The organism is Rubritalea squalenifaciens DSM 18772 (genome assembly GCF_900141815.1).
Taxonomy (GTDB): domain Bacteria; phylum Verrucomicrobiota; class Verrucomicrobiia; order Verrucomicrobiales; family Akkermansiaceae; genus Rubritalea; species Rubritalea squalenifaciens.
In genome coordinates, this window is sequence record NZ_FQYR01000003.1 from 225979 (window position 1) to 244443 (window position 18465).

General features: G+C 51.8%; 17 protein-coding genes. 9 read left to right on the forward strand and 8 right to left on the reverse strand.

Going from position 1 to position 18465, the window contains the following annotated elements; all coding sequences use genetic code 11:
- The first annotated feature begins 5 nt into the window (after window positions 1-5).
- Entirely contained in the window at window positions 6-1742 is a 1737-nt protein-coding gene (locus tag BUB27_RS06355) for an AIPR family protein (protein WP_200797081.1), read from the forward strand.
- 123 nt (window positions 1743-1865) lie between these two features.
- Here BUB27_RS06355 and BUB27_RS06360 read toward each other — a convergent pair whose 3' ends face one another.
- Window positions 1866-4058: an NADP-dependent isocitrate dehydrogenase gene (locus BUB27_RS06360; RefSeq protein WP_143158730.1), complete on the reverse strand. Its 2193-nt coding sequence runs from the start codon at window positions 4056-4058 to the stop codon at window positions 1866-1868.
- Window positions 4059-4302: 244 nt separating this feature from the next.
- Here BUB27_RS06360 and BUB27_RS06365 point away from each other — a divergent pair, with 244 nt between their 5' ends.
- Window positions 4303-5016 carry a magnesium transporter CorA family protein gene (locus BUB27_RS06365; RefSeq protein ID WP_159434831.1) on the forward strand — a complete coding sequence of 238 codons (714 nt, stop codon included), beginning with the start codon at window positions 4303-4305 and terminating at the stop codon, window positions 5014-5016.
- A gap of 15 nt (window positions 5017-5031) precedes the next feature.
- Here BUB27_RS06365 and BUB27_RS06370 read toward each other — a convergent pair whose 3' ends face one another.
- The 5 genes from BUB27_RS06370 to BUB27_RS18890 are packed head-to-tail and all read right to left on the reverse strand — an operon-like array spanning window position 5032 to window position 7484.
- A complete protein-coding gene (locus BUB27_RS06370) occupies window positions 5032-5976 on the reverse strand; it encodes a hypothetical protein (protein WP_143158732.1) in 945 nt (314 codons plus the stop codon).
- Between the two features lie 50 nt (window positions 5977-6026).
- Window positions 6027-6344, reverse strand: coding sequence for a type II toxin-antitoxin system RelE/ParE family toxin (locus tag BUB27_RS06375; protein ID WP_143158733.1), 318 nt, complete (start codon window positions 6342-6344; stop codon window positions 6027-6029).
- 3 nt (window positions 6345-6347) lie between these two features.
- Entirely contained in the window at window positions 6348-6635 is a 288-nt protein-coding gene (locus tag BUB27_RS06380) for a type II toxin-antitoxin system Phd/YefM family antitoxin (protein WP_143158734.1), read from the reverse strand.
- 38 nt (window positions 6636-6673) lie between these two features.
- On the reverse strand, window positions 6674-7267 hold the full coding sequence (locus BUB27_RS06385) for a DUF4230 domain-containing protein (protein ID WP_159434832.1): 594 nt from the start codon (window positions 7265-7267) through the stop codon (window positions 6674-6676).
- A 49-nt stretch (window positions 7268-7316) separates the two neighbouring features.
- Complete coding sequence (locus BUB27_RS18890; RefSeq protein ID WP_159434833.1) at window positions 7317-7484, reverse strand: hypothetical protein; 168 nt, start codon at window positions 7482-7484, stop codon at window positions 7317-7319.
- Between the two features lie 228 nt (window positions 7485-7712).
- Here BUB27_RS18890 and BUB27_RS06390 point away from each other — a divergent pair, with 228 nt between their 5' ends.
- Entirely contained in the window at window positions 7713-9704 is a 1992-nt protein-coding gene (locus BUB27_RS06390; protein ID WP_143158736.1) for a beta-N-acetylhexosaminidase, read from the forward strand.
- Window positions 9705-9767: 63 nt separating this feature from the next.
- Here BUB27_RS06390 and BUB27_RS06395 read toward each other — a convergent pair whose 3' ends face one another.
- On the reverse strand, window positions 9768-11210 hold the full coding sequence (locus tag BUB27_RS06395) for a hypothetical protein (protein ID WP_143158737.1): 1443 nt from the start codon (window positions 11208-11210) through the stop codon (window positions 9768-9770).
- A gap of 178 nt (window positions 11211-11388) precedes the next feature.
- Here BUB27_RS06395 and BUB27_RS06400 point away from each other — a divergent pair, with 178 nt between their 5' ends.
- Complete coding sequence (locus tag BUB27_RS06400; RefSeq protein WP_143158738.1) at window positions 11389-12354, forward strand: PhoH family protein; 966 nt, start codon at window positions 11389-11391, stop codon at window positions 12352-12354.
- A gap of 71 nt (window positions 12355-12425) precedes the next feature.
- Window positions 12426-13940, forward strand: a complete 1515-nt coding sequence (locus tag BUB27_RS06405) for a sulfatase (RefSeq protein ID WP_143158739.1) — start codon at window positions 12426-12428, stop codon at window positions 13938-13940.
- A gap of 6 nt (window positions 13941-13946) precedes the next feature.
- On the opposite strand, the gene BUB27_RS06410 is transcribed toward BUB27_RS06405, so the two are convergent.
- Window positions 13947-14711 carry a hypothetical protein gene (locus tag BUB27_RS06410; protein WP_159434835.1) on the reverse strand — a complete coding sequence of 255 codons (765 nt, stop codon included), beginning with the start codon at window positions 14709-14711 and terminating at the stop codon, window positions 13947-13949.
- A gap of 425 nt (window positions 14712-15136) precedes the next feature.
- Between BUB27_RS06410 and BUB27_RS06415 the strand changes: the two genes are divergently transcribed.
- From BUB27_RS06415 to BUB27_RS06430, 4 genes are all read left to right on the forward strand, one after another.
- Window positions 15137-16789, forward strand: coding sequence for an HD family phosphohydrolase (locus tag BUB27_RS06415; protein WP_143158741.1), 1653 nt, complete (start codon window positions 15137-15139; stop codon window positions 16787-16789).
- 13 nt (window positions 16790-16802) lie between these two features.
- Window positions 16803-17246 carry an rRNA maturation RNase YbeY gene (gene ybeY, locus BUB27_RS06420; protein WP_143158742.1) on the forward strand — a complete coding sequence of 148 codons (444 nt, stop codon included), beginning with the start codon at window positions 16803-16805 and terminating at the stop codon, window positions 17244-17246.
- A gap of 23 nt (window positions 17247-17269) precedes the next feature.
- On the forward strand, window positions 17270-17647 hold the full coding sequence (locus BUB27_RS06425; RefSeq protein WP_143158743.1) for a hypothetical protein: 378 nt from the start codon (window positions 17270-17272) through the stop codon (window positions 17645-17647).
- Between the two features lie 480 nt (window positions 17648-18127).
- A complete protein-coding gene (locus BUB27_RS06430; RefSeq protein ID WP_143158744.1) occupies window positions 18128-18454 on the forward strand; it encodes a hypothetical protein in 327 nt (108 codons plus the stop codon).
- Window positions 18455-18465: the final 11 nt, after the last annotated feature.

Genomic DNA, 18465 nt, shown 5'->3' on the forward strand with positions numbered 1-18465 from the left:
GTAGTATGGATAGAATAACAAGTTCTCTAGTAAAAGAATTTCTCAGTACTCAAGAGATGAAGACTTCAGGTGATGCTGTTGATTTTGAAAATTTTGCTAATTATGCCATTGTCGCGAATGAATATCACAAAACATTTGATGTATTTAATGTGACTATCGGTGCTGGAGACGATACAGGCATTGATGGATTAGCTATTCTAGTGAATGGTCATTTGGTTGAGGATAAAAATGAAATTGATGAGTTGGAGAAAATTAACGGTTCTCTGGATGTTACATATATTTTTATACAAGCTAAGACATCAACTTCATTTTCCTCTGCGGAGATGAGAACGTTTTACCACGGTGTAACAGATTTCTTCTCTGAGGATCCAAGGCTCAGGCGAAATGCAGATGTTAAAAAATTTGCGGAGATTTCAGATTATCTTTTGTCCAAAGCTGCTAACTTTAAATCTAATCCTGTTTGTAAGGCCTTTTTTGTGACAACAGGTAAATTCAGAGAGGATCAAAATCTCTTAGCAGTAATCAACAAAGCTCAGATTGAATTAGAAGATTACAATTTATTCAGTAGAATCGATTTGATTCCAATAGGTGCTGATGATTTAGCAAAACTTTATCGGAAGACGATTAATCCCATTTCAAGAACTTTCACATTTTCTAATAAGGTGTCTCTGCCATCAATTGATGGTATAGATCAATCATACTTTGGGGTTGTGCCTTTTTCAGAATTTAAGAAATTGATAATGGATGACAATGATAGTCTTTTCAATGTCTTTGATGATAATGTTCGAGATTTCCAAGGTGAATCTAATCAAGTAAATAAAAAAATAGCTGAAACTCTAGGTGGAGATAACCCCAATCTCTTTAGCGTGTTAAATAATGGAGTAACTATTGTTGCGAATAAGTTGAAAACGTCTGTAAATTCGTTTTCTGTTGAGGATTACCAAATTGTTAACGGGTGTCAGACTAGTAACGTACTTTATGAACATAGGCATTTGGCTGCTCTGGATGGCGTTGATATTCCTGTTAGGCTGATTGTGACTACAGATGATGATGTGAAGTCTGAGATTACAATTTCTACAAACAGCCAGACAGCTATCAAAAAAGAGCAGCTGACTTCGATGACAGATTTTCAACGTAAATTAGAGGCGTATTACAAAACTATCAAAGGCGATGGGCAGCTATATTATGAGAGGAGGGCAAAGCAATATAATTCAGACAAGTCAGTCGTTAAAAGGCGAGTTATAACTATTGCTAACCAGATAAAGAGTTTTTCATCGATTTTTTATAAAAATCCGCATATCGTCACTACATACTTTGGTTCATTAGTGACTAAGATCAGAGATGAAAAAGCTGGTATATTTGAAGAGGATCATGCTTGTTCTCCTTATTACTTAGCTGGCTTGGCATACTACAGATTGGATTCTTTATTTAGCTCAGGTGAAGTAGATAAAAAATACCGAAAGGTTAAGTTTTATCTCATAATGCTAGTTCCAATGTTGACTTCTAAAGATAATATCCCCCAACTTAATTCGTATAAGAAGATTGATCAGTATTGCGACGCAATAATTAAAAAACTAAATGACGATGCAGCTTGCAAAGAGGTTTTTAGATTGGCTGTCAAAATCGTAGAAAATTCAGGAGTGGATGTTGAGGATAAACAGGCTCTGAAATCTCAAGGTATGACGAATGATATACTTAAGGCTTATAATGGAGAGAAGGTGTCAGGCATGGTTGTAAGTTAAATTGGATCGCAGTTAGATGCGTTCGTTGTTGGTACAAATTGTAAGTTTTTTTTAATGAGATAAAAAAATCCCGCGGCCAGATGGACGCGGGATTTGTTTTGAATAGTTTGCGCTGGGCTGTGATTAGCCAAGCTTGGCGAGGATGCCGTTGAGGGTAGCGCTTGGGCGCATGGCTGGGCCTGCCTTGTCGTCAGCTGGCTGGTAGTAGCCGCCGATTTCGACAGGGGAGCCTTGGACCTCGTTGAGTTCGGTCACGATCTTGTCCTCGTTGGCTGCGAGCTCTTCGGCGATTGGTGCGAAGGCTGCGGCAAGGGCTGTGTCCTCAGTCTGGGCTGCAAGAGCCTCTGCCCAGTAGAGCGCGAGGAAGAAGTGGGAGCCGCGGTTGTCGAGCTCACCAGCCTTGCGGAGTGGGGACTTGCCGTTGATGAGGAGCTTGCCTGTAGCTGCGTCGAGAGCGTCACCTAGGATCTTGGCCTGTGGGTTGTCGAACTTCTCAGAGAGGTGCTCGAGGGAGACTGCGAGGGCAAGGAACTCACCGAGGGAATCCCAGCGGAGGTGGTTTTCCTCGACGAACTGCTGGACGTGCTTAGGAGCGGAACCGCCTGCACCGGTCTCGAAGAGGCCGCCGCCGTTCATGAGAGGAACGATGGAGAGCATCTTGGCGGAGGTGCCGAGCTCAAGGATCGGGAAGAGGTCTGTGAGGTAGTCACGGAGTACGTTACCTGTCACGGAGATGGTGTCTTCGCCGTTCTTGACGCGCTCGAGGGTGAACTCGGTAGCTTCAGCAGGAGCGAGGATGCGGATGTCGAGACCGTCGGTATCGTGGTCGCCGAGGTACTGGCCGACTTTGTTGATGAGCTGTGCGTCGTGGGCACGGTTTTCATCGAGCCAGAAGATCGCAGGCCAGCCAGTGGCGCGGGCACGGGATACGGCGAGCTTTACCCAGTCCTGGATAGGAGCGTCCTTGGTCTGGCAAGCGCGCCAGATGTCGCCTTCTTCTACTGTGTGCTCGCTGAGAACGTTGCCAGCAGCGTCTACCACGCGGACGGTACCGTCTGCTGGGATTTCGAAAGTCTTGTCGTGTGAGCCATATTCCTCAGCCTTCTGAGCCATGAGACCTACGTTTGGCACAGTACCCATGGTGGTAGGATCGAATGCGCCGTTCTTCTTGCAGAAGTCGATGGTCGCGCCGTAGACGCTAGCGTAGGAGGCGTCAGGGATAACAGCGAGGGTGTCCTGCTGCTTGCCTTCGGCATTCCACATCTGGCCGGAAGTACGGATCATCGCAGGCATGGAAGCGTCGATGATCACGTCGGATGGGACGTGGAGGTTGGTGATGCCTTTGTCGGAATCCACCATGGCGATGGCTGGGCCGTTTGCGTAGGCAGCCTCGATGTCAGCTTCGATCTCGCTGCGCTTATCGGCTGGGAGCTGCTCAAGCTTGGAGACGAGGTCGCCGAAGCCGTTGGTGGTATCTACGCCGAGCTCGGCGATGGTGTCAGCGTGCTTGGTGAATACGTCCTTAAAGAATGCCTTCACCGCGTGGCCGAAGATGATCGGGTCAGAGACCTTCATCATGGTGGCCTTCATGTGGAGGGAGAAGAGGATGTCCTGAGCCTTGGCAGATGCAACCTGCTCGTCGAGGAAGGCAACGAGGGCCTTCTTGCTCATGAAGGTGGAGTCGAAGACTTCACCAGCGAGGAGAGGAGTGGACTCCTTGAGAACGACAGTGGAGCCGTCCTTCTTGACGAGCTCGATCTTCACGTCGGTGGCTTCTTCCACGGTGACGGACTTCTCGTTGGAGAAGAAGTCGCCGGAAGTCATGTTGGAAACGCTGGTTTTGGAATCAGCAGACCAAGCGCCCATGCGGTGTGGGTTTGCCTTGGCGTATTCCTTGACGGCCTTTGGTGCACGGCGGTCGGAGTTACCTTCACGGAGAACCGGGTTCACAGCGGAGCCTTTGATCTTGGCGTAGCGCTCTTCAGCGTCTTCGTAGTTAGGAAGCTTGTAGCCCTTGGCCTGAAGCTCTGTGATGGCGGCTTTCATCTGTGGCACGGAGGCAGAGATGTTTGGAAGCTTGATGATGTTTGCCTCTGGAGTCTTGGCGAGCTCGCCGAGTTCAGCGAGGGCGTCGCCGATCTGCTGCTCTGGAGTGAGGCATTCTGGGAAATTGGCGATGATGCGGCCTGCGAGGGAGATGTCGCGTGTTTCCACGTTTACACCGGCAGTCTTGGTGTAGGCCTCGATGATCGGCAGCAGGGAGTAGGTGGCGAGGGCTGGAGCCTCGTCTGTCTTTGTATAGATGATAGTAGACATAAAAACTGGTTCTTGGTGATTTGTTATTGGTTAAGGGAAAAATTTGCGGTTCTGCTGAACCGTAAAGGTTTGATGCGGGGGGTTTAGGGGAAAATGAGGGGCGGGACAAGGATTTTAGGAGGGTCAATCTTGTACGGGAGTGTCAGTATTGGCAGATGGGTGATTTTTTTGGAAATCGTGCTTGGAGATTCTTGGTTTTCTGGGGCATTTAATAGTCATGGAAAGCGTGACTCCTAACAAATCCATGATCCCTAAAACGTGGGACGTGCCGGCTATTTTCCGCAATCGCTTGGGCGAGGATGTGGGTAGGCAGAGATTGATGAAGGAGGAGGGGCACCTGCTGGTGGTTCTGCACGAGGTTCCGAAGGCCGAGGACAAGGGGAACCGCCAGGGCGTGATTTTCTGGGTAGACGGGATGGGGGAGTGGAAGTCCACGCCTTCCTCCGGGGGACGCAGTGAGCTGCGTGAGCTGGTGGAGCGCTACCGGGCGCGTATCAAGGCTCTGGATGACGAGCTGGAGAAGACCGAGAGCCCGAGTGAGATCCATGATGTGATCGATCAGGCTACGCCGGTGCTGCGTGCGGCTCGCAATATGCTGGTAGTCGTGCAGGAGCTGCGCCAGACGCTGAAGGACGATCTCAAGGTACTGGCCATTCGCGACCTCGCAGTGGCTGCGGAACGTGCTGCTGACCTGTTGGTGCAGGATGCCAAGAGCAGCCTGGATTTCCTGATCGCTAGATCTGCCGCCCAGCAGGCTGAAGCTGCAGCCAAGGCCACCAAGGAGGCACAGAAGCTCAACCGACTCGCTGCCTTCTTCTTCCCACTGATGACCCTCGCCGCCGTGTTCGGCATGAACCGCCCGAGCGAAATGGTCGGCTATGGCGGCGTGTGGGTAGTGTGCCTCTTTGGACTGATCCTAGGAGGGATCGTCTGGAGCGCTCTAAGGAATGGGAAGTAGGGGATAAACAAGCTTTTACAGTTCTCTTAGAATACCCACCGGGGGCATCTCAAGAAACACCTGTCTTGCTGACGATACAACCAATTTAAGGATGTTGTCTGGTACGGATGGAAGGTTCTCAGGGATATTGATTACAAATTTTGAATCCAACATGGGGTGTGATGGCAAAGTGGTTCCTAATCCAAATTTATTCCGGCAGGAGCGGAGAGCAAGTACAGTGAGAGGAAAGCAATTATGAGGATAACTATCGAATTCTAACAGACCTAGTTCTTTCTCCATTGAAGATTGTGTACGAAGAAAATATTCGTCACAAACATTAACGATTGTTTTGCTAAGCTTGTTGATGTCGTCCCAGTTTTCAAATAAATCACTATATAGTCCCAAATCAGGTAGATTATCTACATTGTCTTTAGGGGATAGTTTTTCATGTATGAGTAAATACAGTTTTATTACATATCCGGCGAACTCTTTGTCTTTTGGCCAGCCCGAAAATACCTTTCCCACGTAGTTTTTTCCAAAACACAGGTCAGTTTGACTGCGATAAATCCTTTCACCTAGCCATAATGCTTCACTCCACCGATTGAATGTTAGTAATAAGCAGAATAATGGATAGGCAGTATAATAGTTAATATTTGATCTTGGTTCAGCTTCATTACGAAGGAGCAGGTCGTACCTCATTGTCATCAGAAATACGTGTAGGAACTTGTAATCCAACATCCGAGCTCCTGAAGAACTTACGTCACCAGTGTTATCCCACAATTCTTTTAGAAAGTAATTATGCCACCATACAGAGAGGTTCCGTAAGCGGGATGCTTGTAAGGTTATCGATTTAAGATCATAAGTATCGGATAATTCAAATATGGTGGATACCGAGTCATCAAGCAACCTAGCTTTGTTATCGTTTTTGTTTAGCCATCGGACTATTTCGTTATAGTTTTTAACTGGGGTAAAATGCTTCATAGATAACGATGCTGTCTTAGCTTTAATTACTTCAAGGAGAGAGTTTTCTATTAGATAGGAAAATAACTCTCCTTCGTCTGTAGGTGAAAGTCCATGTATTCGTGGAGGACGCGGGCGGTTTCTACGGTGCTGTTTTTGACCCGGTAGACGTAGTAGTGGTGCTGGACACGGTAGGTGCGGCAGCCTTCGGCTAGGTCGTCACGGCTCTTGCTGCCGATGCCGAATGGGTCTGCGGTGATCTCTTCCAGTGCTTTTGTTAGATAGCCTTTGTAAGTATCTAACTGCTCAATTCCCCATGTTTCGTAGGTATAGGCGTAGATGGAGATGAGGTCTTCCTCTGCGAGAAGGGAGAGTTTGTAATCAGCCATGCTTTACGGCTGCTTAGCTTTCACTCTTGCGATGGCAGCCAATGCTAGGTCATCCATAGAGCGGGTGGAGATTTCTCCCTTGTCGAGCTGGGCGAAGCCTTCGTTCACGGCTTCTTTGACCTTCTTGTACTCGAGGAATTCCTGATACTCTTTCTCTGAAGTCATCACGACCGTGAGGCGACCATGTTTGGTGATGCCGACTGGGTGCTGGAGAGCGGAGTCGATGACCCGGCCCAGGTGCTGCTTGGCTTCGTTGGCGGTGAATGTTTCCATGGTGGTTCCTCTTTTCATCCAAATTAGATGTTTTGGATGATTTTGCAAGCAGGGGTTTACGTCCTACTCGAGTTCTGCCAGACGATGTCGATCTGCCAGTCGAGTTTTTGGTAGAAGCTTTGGAGGGTGGACTGGGCGTTCTGGCGGGCGGCTTGGAAGTTTTCATCGGAGGCGGCAGTGGACTCGACGAGTTTCTGGGCCTGCTTCATGGCGGTATCGCGGAGGCGGGCTTCATTGTCCTTGTTGGTGAACCATTTCTTTTTCACCACATCGTAGGTGCGGCTGGCTTCGTGATCTACCCGAGCGGATGTGACCTGAGGCTGGGGCAGAGTGAGTGTGGCGGTACGCTGGACCTGATCGATCCGGGAAATGGTGGCCTTGCTGAGATCGATGGTCAGGAGGGCGTCTCCACGGATGATCCAGGTGCCTTTGTACTGGTCGTTCTCGCCTTCGAGGATGTCTGAGATGATGACCTTGGTGGAGACGAGCTCGGACATCTGCTGGAGTTCTTCCACGGTGGGGCCGGCGGAGAGGATCTCAGTAGGAGATTCATCGTAGAACTCCCGCTTCACAAAATAGAGACCGAAGAGCAGGACAGCGGCGATGAGGATGGCCGCAAGGAGTCCGAGAGTCTGGTTGATTTTTAGCATTGAGTATACGTACCCGTCGCTGTGGTGAAATGTTTCAAGAGGGAGGTGGCTACTCGACCGCTTCGTAACCCGTATTGATGCCTTTCCATTTGGCTGGGAGGGGTTCGCCCTGATTGGTGATGACGCCAGTAACATAGAGTCCTAACATGGCGAGCGCGGCCAGGATGAGGACGATGAGAAGAGCTTTCTTGGATTTGTTCGGTTTACCAGATTGCACAAATCAGGACGCTAACAGGCTTTTCGCGTTTTACAATGAATGAATGCTGACGGTCTGGATCTCTCGGTTAAGCTACTAGTTGCGCAGCTTAGGGGCAAATTGTGCTCCTGTATTGTGCCGGGGCTGGATTTTGTGTTCAGTCGTTCGCGGCACAAGTCCACTCCTTGTGCTCAAGCGCAGTAGGTGCAAGCCTGCTAGCAAATTCACGCATTCTCATCGATACATCACATGATTAAAAAAACTGTTTTCAGTTGTCTTGTGTTCACCGCTTCCGCCTTCGTGTCAGCGGGTGAACCATGTTCCATTATTCCCATGCCTGCCCAAGTGGCGGTGAAGCAAGGCCATTTCACGATCAGCCAGGATACGGTGATTGTGGCTCCGGAGTCCTTGGCCACAGAGGCTGCGGCTCTTCGTGACAGGCTTGCTCCTGCCACTGGATTGAACTTGGAAATCAAAGGGCAAGCAGCAGGTCCACAGATCAAGCTGGCTCTGGATAAAAGTTTGCGAGAGCTGGGCCGTGAGGGATACCGCTTGGATGTGGTGGAGAAAGGAATCGTGATCAGGGCAGCTGATCCTGCAGGCGCCTTCTACGGGGTCATGTCTCTGCTCCAGCTTCTGCCTGCGGAGGTGGTTTCGAAGCAAGCTGTAGAAGCCAAGTGGGAGGTTCCTTTTGTTTCGATCCAGGACAAGCCTCGCTTTGCTTGGCGGGCATTCATGCTGGATGAGGCGCGTTATTTTAAAGGTGAGCAGGAGGTTCTCAAGCTGATCGACCAGATGGCGGCGCTCAAGATGAACGTCTTTCACTGGCATTTGACCGATGACCAAGGCTGGCGCATCGAAATCAAGAAGTACCCGAAACTGACCTCAGTAGGAAGCAAGCGGAAGGACACCCAGATTGGTGGGTGGAACAGCAAGAACTACTCCGGTGAACCTCATGAAGGCTACTACACGCAGGAACAGATCAAAAAGATCGTGGCGTATGCGCAGGACAGGCACATCACCATTGTGCCGGAAATTGGGATGCCAGGACATGCCCAGGCAGCTATTGCAGCGTATCCTTGGTTAGGTACGAAGAATGAAGAGGTCGAGGTTTCCACTAGATTTGGTAAGCACTTCCACACCTACAACCCGGCTAGTGATAAGGTGTACCAGGCGATGTACGATATCTTCGACGAAGTCATTGCCCTTTTCCCTTCACCGATCATCCACATCGGTGGTGACGAGGTGCGCTACGATCACTGGAAAGAAAGCGAAGAGGTGAAAGCACTGATGAAGCGTGAGAAGCTGAAGACCAATGCCGACGTGCAGATCTACTTCACCAACAGGATTGCCAAGATCGTGGAGTCCAAGAAACGCAACATCATGGGCTGGAATGAGATCATGGGGGTCAACGTCCACGGTGGCTTGAATGCTGGCGATGAGGCCGAGGCGGCAAAGCTTTCGCCAGATACTGTCGTCCATTTCTGGAAGGGTAGCATGGAGCTGGCCAAGCAGGCCGTGAAGGACGGCCACCGCATTGTGAACTCCGTGCACTCATCTACTTATCTGGACTATGGTTACGGCTCTATTTCCCTGCAGAAAGCCTATTCCTTTGATCCGGTCATCAAGGGGCTAACGAAGGATGAGGAGAAGAATATCATCGGTACCGGTTGCCAGATGTGGGGGGAGTGGATCCCGACGGTGGAGCGTATGGAGCAGCAGATCTATCCGCGCTTGGCAGCTTATGCTGAGGTGGGCTGGACTCCACTGGAGCAGAAGGATTACGCTTCTTTCAAGGAGCGTATGAAAGGGCAGCTGAAGCGATGGGATCTCCAAGGTATCCACTATGCCAAGGACCAGGTGGCCAAGATTTCCAAGGAGGATTTCTTCAACCATGTGAAGATTGACGAATGGAAGCCGGCACAGGTGACCGAGGAGTGGAAGGAAGTGGAGTTCCAGACTGCCGGGCAGTTCAAAAATGCCGGAGTGTACGAGGTGGTGTTCCTCTATGAGAAAGGCCTCCATGCGCTGGAGGTGAGCGAGGTCTCACTCTGTGAAGACGGTAAGGCTGTGTCCGTGGACAAACACAATGCCTTCAGTGGTGGTCAGCTCAAGGATATCGTCTACAAACTAAAGCTGGAGAAGGTGAAGCCTGGAGCCAGCTATACCCTGCGCGCCAAAATCAAGGGCTCCGGCGGTACGGATTCCCTCGGGGTGATCAAGATCCGTGCAGCGGAGTAAGTAGTTAGAATTAGAGGGGCGGTGTGGCTTAGTTGCTACACCGCCTCTTTTGTTTGAGAGGTACTACGGGGTGACGAGGATGCGGTAGAAATTTTCGCCACTTGTTAGTGGGGTGGTGAAGAGAAGCTGGGTGGAGTCGTCTGATGCCTGATGCGGGGCAGAGATGGACCAGCCTGCAGAGGTGCGGGTGGCGAGGGTGGTCCAATCCAGTGAGTCGAGGCTAGAGGAGTGCTGGATTTCCAGGGTCACGGAGTTGAGATTGTTCTGGTGAGGGAGGGTGAGTGTGAGGTCCGAGCTGTCGCTGCTGATGATATCAGGCCGGGACTCGGGATTGGCTGGGTTGGTGCCGGTGAGAGCCTCGATGAGGTTACTCACACCGTCGTTGTCCGAATCTGCGCTGAGATCCGGTGCGGGGGAGTTGGCGTTGTCGCCGAGGTAAGCCCCGGCACCAGTGGCGGGGAGATTGGTAGCGGTGTTGTTTTCAAAGGCCAGAGGTAAGGCCGCCAGAGTTTCCTCGGTGATGGCGGGGTCCGGGCGCTGGAAGCGGTAATAGTCTACGTAGGCGATGAGGTCGGGATTGAAAGAAGCTCCATCGAGCACCGAGTAGTTGTGCTGGAACTGGGAGGCATGGTCTCCGCTGTTGTAGTAGACGTTACTCATGCTACTCCAGTCCGTGTAGGTGGTGAGTCCTACTTGGAGAGTCTGGCCGAAATTTGGAAATTGCTGCTGGGGAACTGAGGGGCTCTCAATGTAGCGGTTTTCCACGATCCATGGGCCGTCATCGTGTTTGCGCATGGTGACGATGGTATTGCCGACGCGTACCATCTGGAGAGTGACGTATTGGGCGGAGGCGTTGTCAGCAGGGACGCCGTGAGTGTTGTAGTAGAGAGTGGATGTGCCGTTGGAGGTGGTTTTGACCTCGTACTGCCAGGTGTTGGGGTTTCCGGCACAACCGAAGGATAGGAAGAGGTAGTTTTCTCCGTCAGGTGTCCAGTCGGTAGTGTAGTGGCCAGGCTGTCCTTCCGCTGGAGATGGGTAGGTGGGCGTGCCGGCTGGGGCGGGATCTGGAGCTGCTGAGCTGATATTTCTGGGATTGCGGACGAAGATGCCGGCGAGGGAAAAGGCTCGGGATGGAGGGCCGGATTGCTCGGAGAATGTGCCGTCGTTTGGCAGGGTGCTGTTGGTGCCGCGGCGAGTGACGCGCATGCGGGTGGTGAGGACGAAGTCCCCGGTGATTTCCTTGTAGACGAGGACGCCTTTGAGGTCGGCATACCAGGAGGATGTGTGCGGGGCCATCACCATGTGACCAGGAGCATAGCTGGGATTAAAATCCCACAGCTCCAGCTGGTCGGCATCCCACCCTTCAGTCTGATATAGGCGGCTCCATTGGGGCTGAGTGAGTGAGGTGGTGAACTCATCGCCGAGGGCTTGGAGATCATCAGCCTGGAGGGAGGCAGACGCGTGGAAAACAAGGAGGCTGGATAGCAGAGGTCTAGTGAATGACATGAGGTTTTGTCTTTCTGAGGGTTGATGCGGGATTTGAGAGTTGAGTTTTCGGGGTTAGGGGCTTAGTACCCTGTCAGTCTGGAGAGACGGGCAGAGCATTTTTTGTCCCATAGAACCTATTTAGGGGCTAGATTATCTCAGGTAACGAAAAAAAATCCTATCCAAATAAATCGTCACGATGCCGACAGTGGAAGAAAAAGAAATCAGACTGGAGTTTGAGACTCCACAGTTTTTGCATGCACTCTTCGCTAACGAGCCGAAGGAGCTCAGGTACATGGAGGATAAGCTGGGTGTGAAAGCCGTGACGCGTGAAGGTTGGATGCTGCTCAAGGGTGAGCATGCGGCTGTCGAGCAGGCGAAGCAGGCCATGCTGGATCTGGAAGAGGCTCGCCGCAGCGGCTCGGATATTTCCGCCAAGGATTTCCGCATGGCCATCGATGTGGCTGGCACCGGAGGTGAGACCGGAGTGGCGGACATGGGCAAGGTGAAGTTACTAGGCTCCAGCGGGCGCAAGCCCGTGGTGCCCCGCACGCCTCAGCAGGTACGCTACATCGAGGCGATGGCGGACCACGACGTGATTTTCGGGCTCGGGCCAGCAGGTACCGGCAAGACCTATTTGGCAATGGCGATGGCGCTGAGCATGCTCAAGGCGCGCCTGATCAGCCGGATTGTGCTGACGCGTCCTGCCGTGGAGGCTGGCGAGGCGCTGGGCTTCCTGCCCGGTGATTTACAGGAGAAGGTAGCTCCCTACCTGCGCCCTCTCTACGATGCCATGCACGATATGCTCGATCCTGAACAGGGTAAACGCTACATGGAAGACGGTACGATTGAAATTGCACCTCTGGCTTACATGCGCGGTAGAACGCTTTCCAATGCCTTCATCATCATGGATGAGGCTCAAAACACGACCCAGGAGCAGATGCTGATGATGCTAACCCGTATCGGTGAGGGCTCAGTCTGTGTGGTCACGGGGGATACGTCCCAGATCGACCTGAAGAAGGGCGTGCCGAGTGGCTTGTTAGAGGCCGAGCGTATCCTGAAAGGGGTGGATGGCGTGTCCTTCTTACGCTTCACGGGGAGCGACGTGGTACGTCACCCTGTGGTGTCCCGCATCATCTCTGCTTACGAGAAGGGGCGGGAGTAGTTTAGTTTTTCTTGTAATAGGGGGAGTCATTCTTCTCATGATATGGCAAGGTGCTCTTGTACCCACTCATTATGAAAAGACTGCTTCTATTTCTGCTACTGATCACCTCGGTTGTTGCCAAACCTCTCACGCCGAACATTGTATTTATTCTAACAGATGATCAGGGGTGGACGGATCTGGAGGGCTTCAATGAGTACAGTAGCAAGTACTATCAGACTCCTGTCTTGAAGAAGCTGGCAGCGGAAGGGTTTTGTTTTCAAAGAGCCTACGTCGAGCCTGTCTGTTCACCTACACGGGCAGATATTCTGACCGGTCTGTATCCGACCCGCCATCACATGTACACGGTGACGGATCCCAAGGACTCAGCCAAGCATCAGCTTGGAAGACGCAAGAATGAGAGACAGCTGGACACAAAGTTTACTACCATCAGCGAGTTGCTCTCCAAGCAGGGATATCGCTGCGCGCAGATCGGAAAATGGCATTTGGGTAAGGCTGGCACAGATACGGGCCCGAAGGCACGTGGATTTGAGATCACCTATGGGGGGAGTTCGCAGGGGATGCCTGGGGGTGGCAAGAGTTCCACGACTGGGCCGCAAGGTCCGAAAGGTGGGAAATACTGGGCGGCTGAGGATGGATCTTTTCCGTTTCTGGCAAATCTCCCGGCCAATGGAAAGAAGGGTCAGTATCTCACCGACCGACTGACTGACGAGGCGCTGAAGGCAATGGAGGTGATGAAGGCGGAACCCTTCTTCCTGTATTTTCCGCATTATGGAGTGCACGCCCCAGTGCAGGCTCCGCAGTCAGACATCGATCTCTATAAGAACCAAAAGAAAGATCCCAAGCATCCGGGTCACAAGAATGCGGACTATGCGGGAATGGTTAGCTCTATTGATCGCAGTGTGGAACGAGTGGTGAAGTATCTGGAGGAGACGGAGGATCCGCGTAGTCCCGGGAAAAAGCTGATCGAGAATACCTTTCTCGTATTCATGAGTGACAATGGCGCGACCAGCCGGACGGATAACCTTCCGCTGGTCGGTAAAAAAGCGACTCCCTATGAGGGTGGCGTACGTGTGCCTCTCATTATCAAATGGAAGGACTATCGTGGAGGTACCGAGACTCCGGTACATGCGGTTGATTTCTTTGCGACGATCGGTGAGCTGTGTGGGGTTAAGTCTCTGCCTGAGACAGACGGCGTTTCCATCCTTCCCTTGTTAGAAGGGAAGGAGATCGAGGAAAGAGGGCTCTTCAGGCATCAACCCGTGCATGTCTCAGGGGCTCCATCCTCCACGATTATCAAGGGTAGGTACAAGCTGCTCCTTCAATACAATAGCCCGGACTCCAAGAAATACCTGGGCTACGGTCACTATGAGTTTTACGACCTGGAGTCACCAGAGGGTGAGCAGCTCAATCTGGCCGAGGGGTTAGACCTGGCTGCACCAGCCCTGGATCAAGCATTCAAAAACAAGCAGCACAAGGAGGTGTTTCTACAGCTGGCCAAAGAACTCAATCAGTGGCTAGCGGATACTGACGCCGCCTTGCCCTATGAGAAGGGGACTAAGAAACCTGTCAAATTACCCAAATGGTAATCCGGCCTACTGCATGATGGATTTGATCAGCTCTGCCTCGGCGGGTTCCATTTTCTGGTCTTCCACCAGCTTGTCGAGGCGCTTGTAGAAGCCGCGCAGGGCATCGGGGACGAGCTCGGGCTGCAGCTCCATCAGGCTGGAGGCTGCGTGGTTCAGGTCATCGATGGCGATGCCTCTGGATTTGAACAGTGTTCTGAGTACGGAGGAGTTGAACTCCGGACCGCGGTTGCTTTCGTCATAGAGGCGCTCCACGATGAGCGGAATGTCCTCGGCTTCGACTCTGGTGAGCGATTTCTCCAGGATGTCATCGAGGTAGTCCTGGCTCTGAAGGGAGCTGAGGCTGAGGCGGAATTGCTCTACGGGAGGTCGGATGCAGGTAAGCATGCTGTGCTTGAGCGTCTCCGGGTAGTGGTCACTGCTCAGGTCTACTTTTCTGACGATGCTCTCGGCGAGGCGGGGTGATTGCTCTTCGACGTTCTTGAGCATTTGTCCGACTTGCGCTGCTTCCTCCTCAGTGAGTGGTCGGTCTAGATCGTCCAGCAGGTCGGCGACTTGCTGGACGTAGTCGAATTCCAGATTGGGCTCTGATGAGCGCTCCATGAGATTGTTTAGGCGCGATTGCTGGTGGAAAGTGCGCGCGCTTTGGGTTCGGGATGGAGCTGTCTGGGAGGTCTTGCCTTTGCTCTCATTCTGTGAGGTCGTGGAGTCTTGTTTCTCGCTACAGCTGGTGCAGAAAATGAGGGCAAGAGGTAGGGTGAGATAGGGCTTCATAGAGTGAGTGTTTTGCGCAGTCGAGGAGAGAGACTGGATGCTTCTCTCTGCTGCGTCCATGGTAAAAATGGAACATTACGGTGAGATTACAGGTGGTTTGGAGGAACAAAATGGAGTGCAGAACTAGCTCTTTTTCAGGGTAAATTGCCCTGATTGCTGGACTTTATGGCTATTTTTTTCAGCTATCTAGATGGGCATGGTTACCTAGATAATTCTAGGTTTTGGCTTCCAGGTGTGACAAAATGGCGCGTTAAGGCGAAAGGAAGGGTTGCTATCTGGCGCCAGAGGGATTAGATGTTGGGAAGAAAGAGGGCGCAGAAGTCGGCTAAGTCGGTGAACGCGCTCTTTTGCATGTTAACCAACCCTAAAGCAAATCAGTGGGATTCATTGATGCCATCAAACGCTGGAGACTAGCCCAGAAGGGTATGTCCTCCGGTAAAAAACGTCGTACACAAGAACGTGCGGTCGCTGGATCTATTGATCGTAGTCTAGGAGTAAGAATACTCCTGTACGTGATCTTCATTGTGACCAGTGCTGCGCTGGTGTACCAGGTGCCGTCAGAAAGACTGATCGTGGGGAGCACCCGCTCTGCTGTCTTTGTGCACATCATCATGTCTCTGGGGCTGGTGACGCTATTTGACATGCAGCACCTGCATCGGGTCCGGAATGGCCGTGTCTCCCTGGTGTTTGGTAGTATTCTGTTTCACTTGTGCCTGATCGAGTTCGTCAGCTTCATGGCCTTCAGCAACGGCAAGGACCCGAACTACGGGGTGCTATTGATTCCTTTCGCCTTTGCTCCTTTGGTGAACTCCGTCCTTCTAGGAAGACTGAGCGGCATGTTTACGACCTATGTGGTCACCCTCTTGGGGGCTTTGATCGTCCCCCAGGCCTATTTACTGCAGTACATGGTGATCAGCTTGATTTCCGGGATTACGGTGGTTCTGATGACGAAGAATGTCCGCCGCCGCGGAGCTCTGCTGAGAGCAGGTTTTTACGCCGGTGTGGTGGTTCTGATTCTGGCCGTCGTGTTTGGCATGATCCAGATGCCTGAAACCACACAGCTCTGGAGAACCTTTGGTATCAAGGCAGCTATTGCCCTGGGTGTGAGTATCCTGATGGCTATGGCGGTGAGTGGTATCTTGCCGGCACTGGAGAGCATGTTCGGGGTGACCACGGATATCAGTTGGCTGGAAATGAGTGACCTGAACCACAAGCTGCTTCGTCAGATGCAGCTGGAAGCACCGGGAACCTTCCATCACAGCCTGATCGTAGCCTCACTGGCCGAGGCTGCAGCGGAGCAGGTGGGCGCGAATGCCACGATGTGCCGTGTCTGTTCCTATTTCCATGACATCGGCAAGCTCAAGAAGCCGACCTATTTCATCGAGAACCAGGGGGATGAGAATCCTCATGACAACCTTACGCCGACGATGTCCGCGCTGGTCATCATTGCCCACGTGAAAGATGGGGTAGACATGGCGATGAAGCACAAGCTGAATCCCGCGATCGTGGATGTGATCCGTGAGCATCATGGTGATTCCCTCGTCTACTACTTCTACCACAAGGCGAAGGAACTTCGCAAAGATGGAGAGGAAAAAGTGGAGAAGGGGCTCGAGAAGATCGAGGACATTCCGGAAGTAGAGGAAGAGAATTTCCGCTATCCAGGACCACGCCCGCGCACACCGGAGAGTGGTATTATTTCCCTGGCGGACTGTGTGGAGAGTGCCTCCCGCACCCTTGGTAAGCCTACGCCGGCCCGTATCCAGTCTTTGGTCGATGACATCGTGATGAAGCGTGTGAACGAAGGCATGCTGGATGACACTGGCCTGACTCTGCGCGACATCAAGAAGATCCGTGAGAGCTTCGCCAAGACCCTGCGCAGCATGCTACACAGCCGCATTGATTATCCTAAGGAAGAAGACGCCGCTGCGGATGAGGAAATGCGCAAGGCTGGTCGCCCGGCCGCCAAGCAGAAGAAGGTGGAGGCTGTGGAGATCGATCTGGATGAGCCTCAGCCGAATCCGAAACGCAATCCTGCGCTTGAGCGCAAGAAGACCAAGCGCGTAGCGAAGGCTTCCTAAGCGAGACAGATTCATGTTGGAGGTCTATAATAACCAGGAAGCCATCGAGCTTTCCGACGCACTTTTGGAATGGCTGGAGGACTGCGGGCAGCGCGCCTATCCTTTGGCGCTCAGAAACCCTGCCAATGGTGGCGGAGTGCTGCCTGAGCTGGATTTCGTGGAGATCAGTCTGGTGGACGATGAAACCATTGATCTGGTGCACCGCGACTTCATGGATATCCCCGGTGCTACGGATGTGATCACCTTTGCCCACGGCGAAATCGTCATTAGCACGGAGACCGCCCGCAGCTACGCGGAGGAGTACGGTAATAGCTTCGAGCGTGAGCTGCTGCTCTACATCATCCACGGTTTGCTCCACCTCTCCGGCCACGAGGACGCCGTCCCTGAGGAACGCAAGACCATGGAAAGTATCCAGAACACCATCCTCAAAGAGGTGTACACGGAGTTTTGCCAATGAATGTGGTTTTATCCAATTGGCTCATGGAAATCAGAAATGAGTCTGACCTGGATGTATGGTACATCTCAAAGGAGAGTGTTGATGCAAGTGTGCCCGAGTGGGTGGAATTTCTGCAGGAGGTATCTATCCTCAGAAAAGAGAAGTGGGGAGATGAGCTGCTCACATATGCATGGCATGATGGACAAGCCTGTCAGTTACGTTTCGCTTCTATTCTCAACAGAGATGACGAGTTGCCATTTGGGTGTGACATAGAGCGGGTGTCGGACGCTACAGAAATTCTATCAAGTTGGCTTTCGCTGCCAGCACATATCTCGTGGACAGAATTAGAAGGTGCTGACGCAAGTGATTCTGAGGGAGTAGAAGAGAAGTCTCTGAATAAGCTTAAAGTGTGGAGTTTATAATGATGTTAGAACGCAGGAATGATCGCAGAACTCAAACAGAAGGCGATAGATAATGTTGATGCAGGTCATCGTACGGCAGCAGATGTTGAGCTACTGATGAACGTTTTCCAAAATGCGGTGTCCTATTGCTGGAGTCTTGATGGACTATATGAACAAGAGAGCTGAGGGGGGATGAATAGGAAAAAGAACGTCAAGAAAGCCCCAGAATGTCCTCACTGTAGGAGTTCGACTTCGGTTAAATACATAGGAAAGCGCTATGCGGTATACCCAGCAGGATGCGTTGCCATGATCAGTCTGCCTTTTGCAGCATTGCATCAGGCTCAACAGCCAGTCATCTACAGCTGCGAAACATGCGAGAAGGAATTTGGCGTCAGGTCTTGGATCGCTTCGATGTGCCAATTCATTTTGTTTGTGTTGCTCGCCACCATCGGGTTGGTCATATTAGCTGTATTCTTTGGTTTTTAAGTGAGTGATGTGAAGATGATCAACGAGCGCGAGAAAAAACTCCTGGCCAAGCTGCAGAAGAGGCAAGTTTGGTTGTATGGGAAAGAGGCCCACGACAGCTTGCTGATCCGGCAAGAGGTTCGTGTGCAGTTTGGTTTGGTAATCGTGTTCGGCGTTTGGCTGGTAACGAGATTGCTAGGCTATGTGGATACGGAGCGGCAGACTCCTAATACATGGGTAGTGGTGCTCAATGCTGGAGTCGTGGTGATGTGTCTGGTCGAGGCGATCCGGGCAGAGATCTTGCGCAGCAAGATTGAGGATGAGCTTCAGCAGCAGGTGGTCAAGGCTGAGTCTGGGGACTAGAGGATCTTGTT

Bases quoted from the DNA above. Each gene is read 5' to 3' on its own strand.
- BUB27_RS06355 (WP_200797081.1), top strand. From the start codon at position 6: ATGGATAGAATAACAAGTTCTCTAGTAAAAGAATTTCTCAGTACTCAA.
- BUB27_RS06360 (WP_143158730.1), bottom strand. From the start codon at position 4,058: ATGTCTACTATCATCTATACAAAGACAGACGAGGCTCCAGCCCTCGCC.
- BUB27_RS06365 (WP_159434831.1), top strand. From the start codon at position 4,303: ATGATCCCTAAAACGTGGGACGTGCCGGCTATTTTCCGCAATCGCTTG.
- BUB27_RS06370 (WP_143158732.1), bottom strand. From the start codon at position 5,976: ATGAAGCATTTTACCCCAGTTAAAAACTATAACGAAATAGTCCGATGG.
- BUB27_RS06375 (WP_143158733.1), bottom strand. From the start codon at position 6,344: ATGGCTGATTACAAACTCTCCCTTCTCGCAGAGGAAGACCTCATCTCC.
- BUB27_RS06380 (WP_143158734.1), bottom strand. From the start codon at position 6,635: ATGAAAAGAGGAACCACCATGGAAACATTCACCGCCAACGAAGCCAAG.
- BUB27_RS06385 (WP_159434832.1), bottom strand. From the start codon at position 7,267: ATGCTAAAAATCAACCAGACTCTCGGACTCCTTGCGGCCATCCTCATC.
- BUB27_RS06390 (WP_143158736.1), top strand. From the start codon at position 7,713: ATGATTAAAAAAACTGTTTTCAGTTGTCTTGTGTTCACCGCTTCCGCC.
- BUB27_RS06395 (WP_143158737.1), bottom strand. From the start codon at position 11,210: ATGTCATTCACTAGACCTCTGCTATCCAGCCTCCTTGTTTTCCACGCG.
- BUB27_RS06400 (WP_143158738.1), top strand. From the start codon at position 11,389: ATGCCGACAGTGGAAGAAAAAGAAATCAGACTGGAGTTTGAGACTCCA.
- BUB27_RS06405 (WP_143158739.1), top strand. From the start codon at position 12,426: ATGAAAAGACTGCTTCTATTTCTGCTACTGATCACCTCGGTTGTTGCC.
- BUB27_RS06410 (WP_159434835.1), bottom strand. From the start codon at position 14,711: ATGAAGCCCTATCTCACCCTACCTCTTGCCCTCATTTTCTGCACCAGC.
- BUB27_RS06415 (WP_143158741.1), top strand. From the start codon at position 15,137: ATGTCCTCCGGTAAAAAACGTCGTACACAAGAACGTGCGGTCGCTGGA.
- ybeY (WP_143158742.1), top strand. From the start codon at position 16,803: ATGTTGGAGGTCTATAATAACCAGGAAGCCATCGAGCTTTCCGACGCA.
- BUB27_RS06425 (WP_143158743.1), top strand. From the start codon at position 17,270: ATGGAAATCAGAAATGAGTCTGACCTGGATGTATGGTACATCTCAAAG.
- BUB27_RS06430 (WP_143158744.1), top strand. From the start codon at position 18,128: ATGATCAACGAGCGCGAGAAAAAACTCCTGGCCAAGCTGCAGAAGAGG.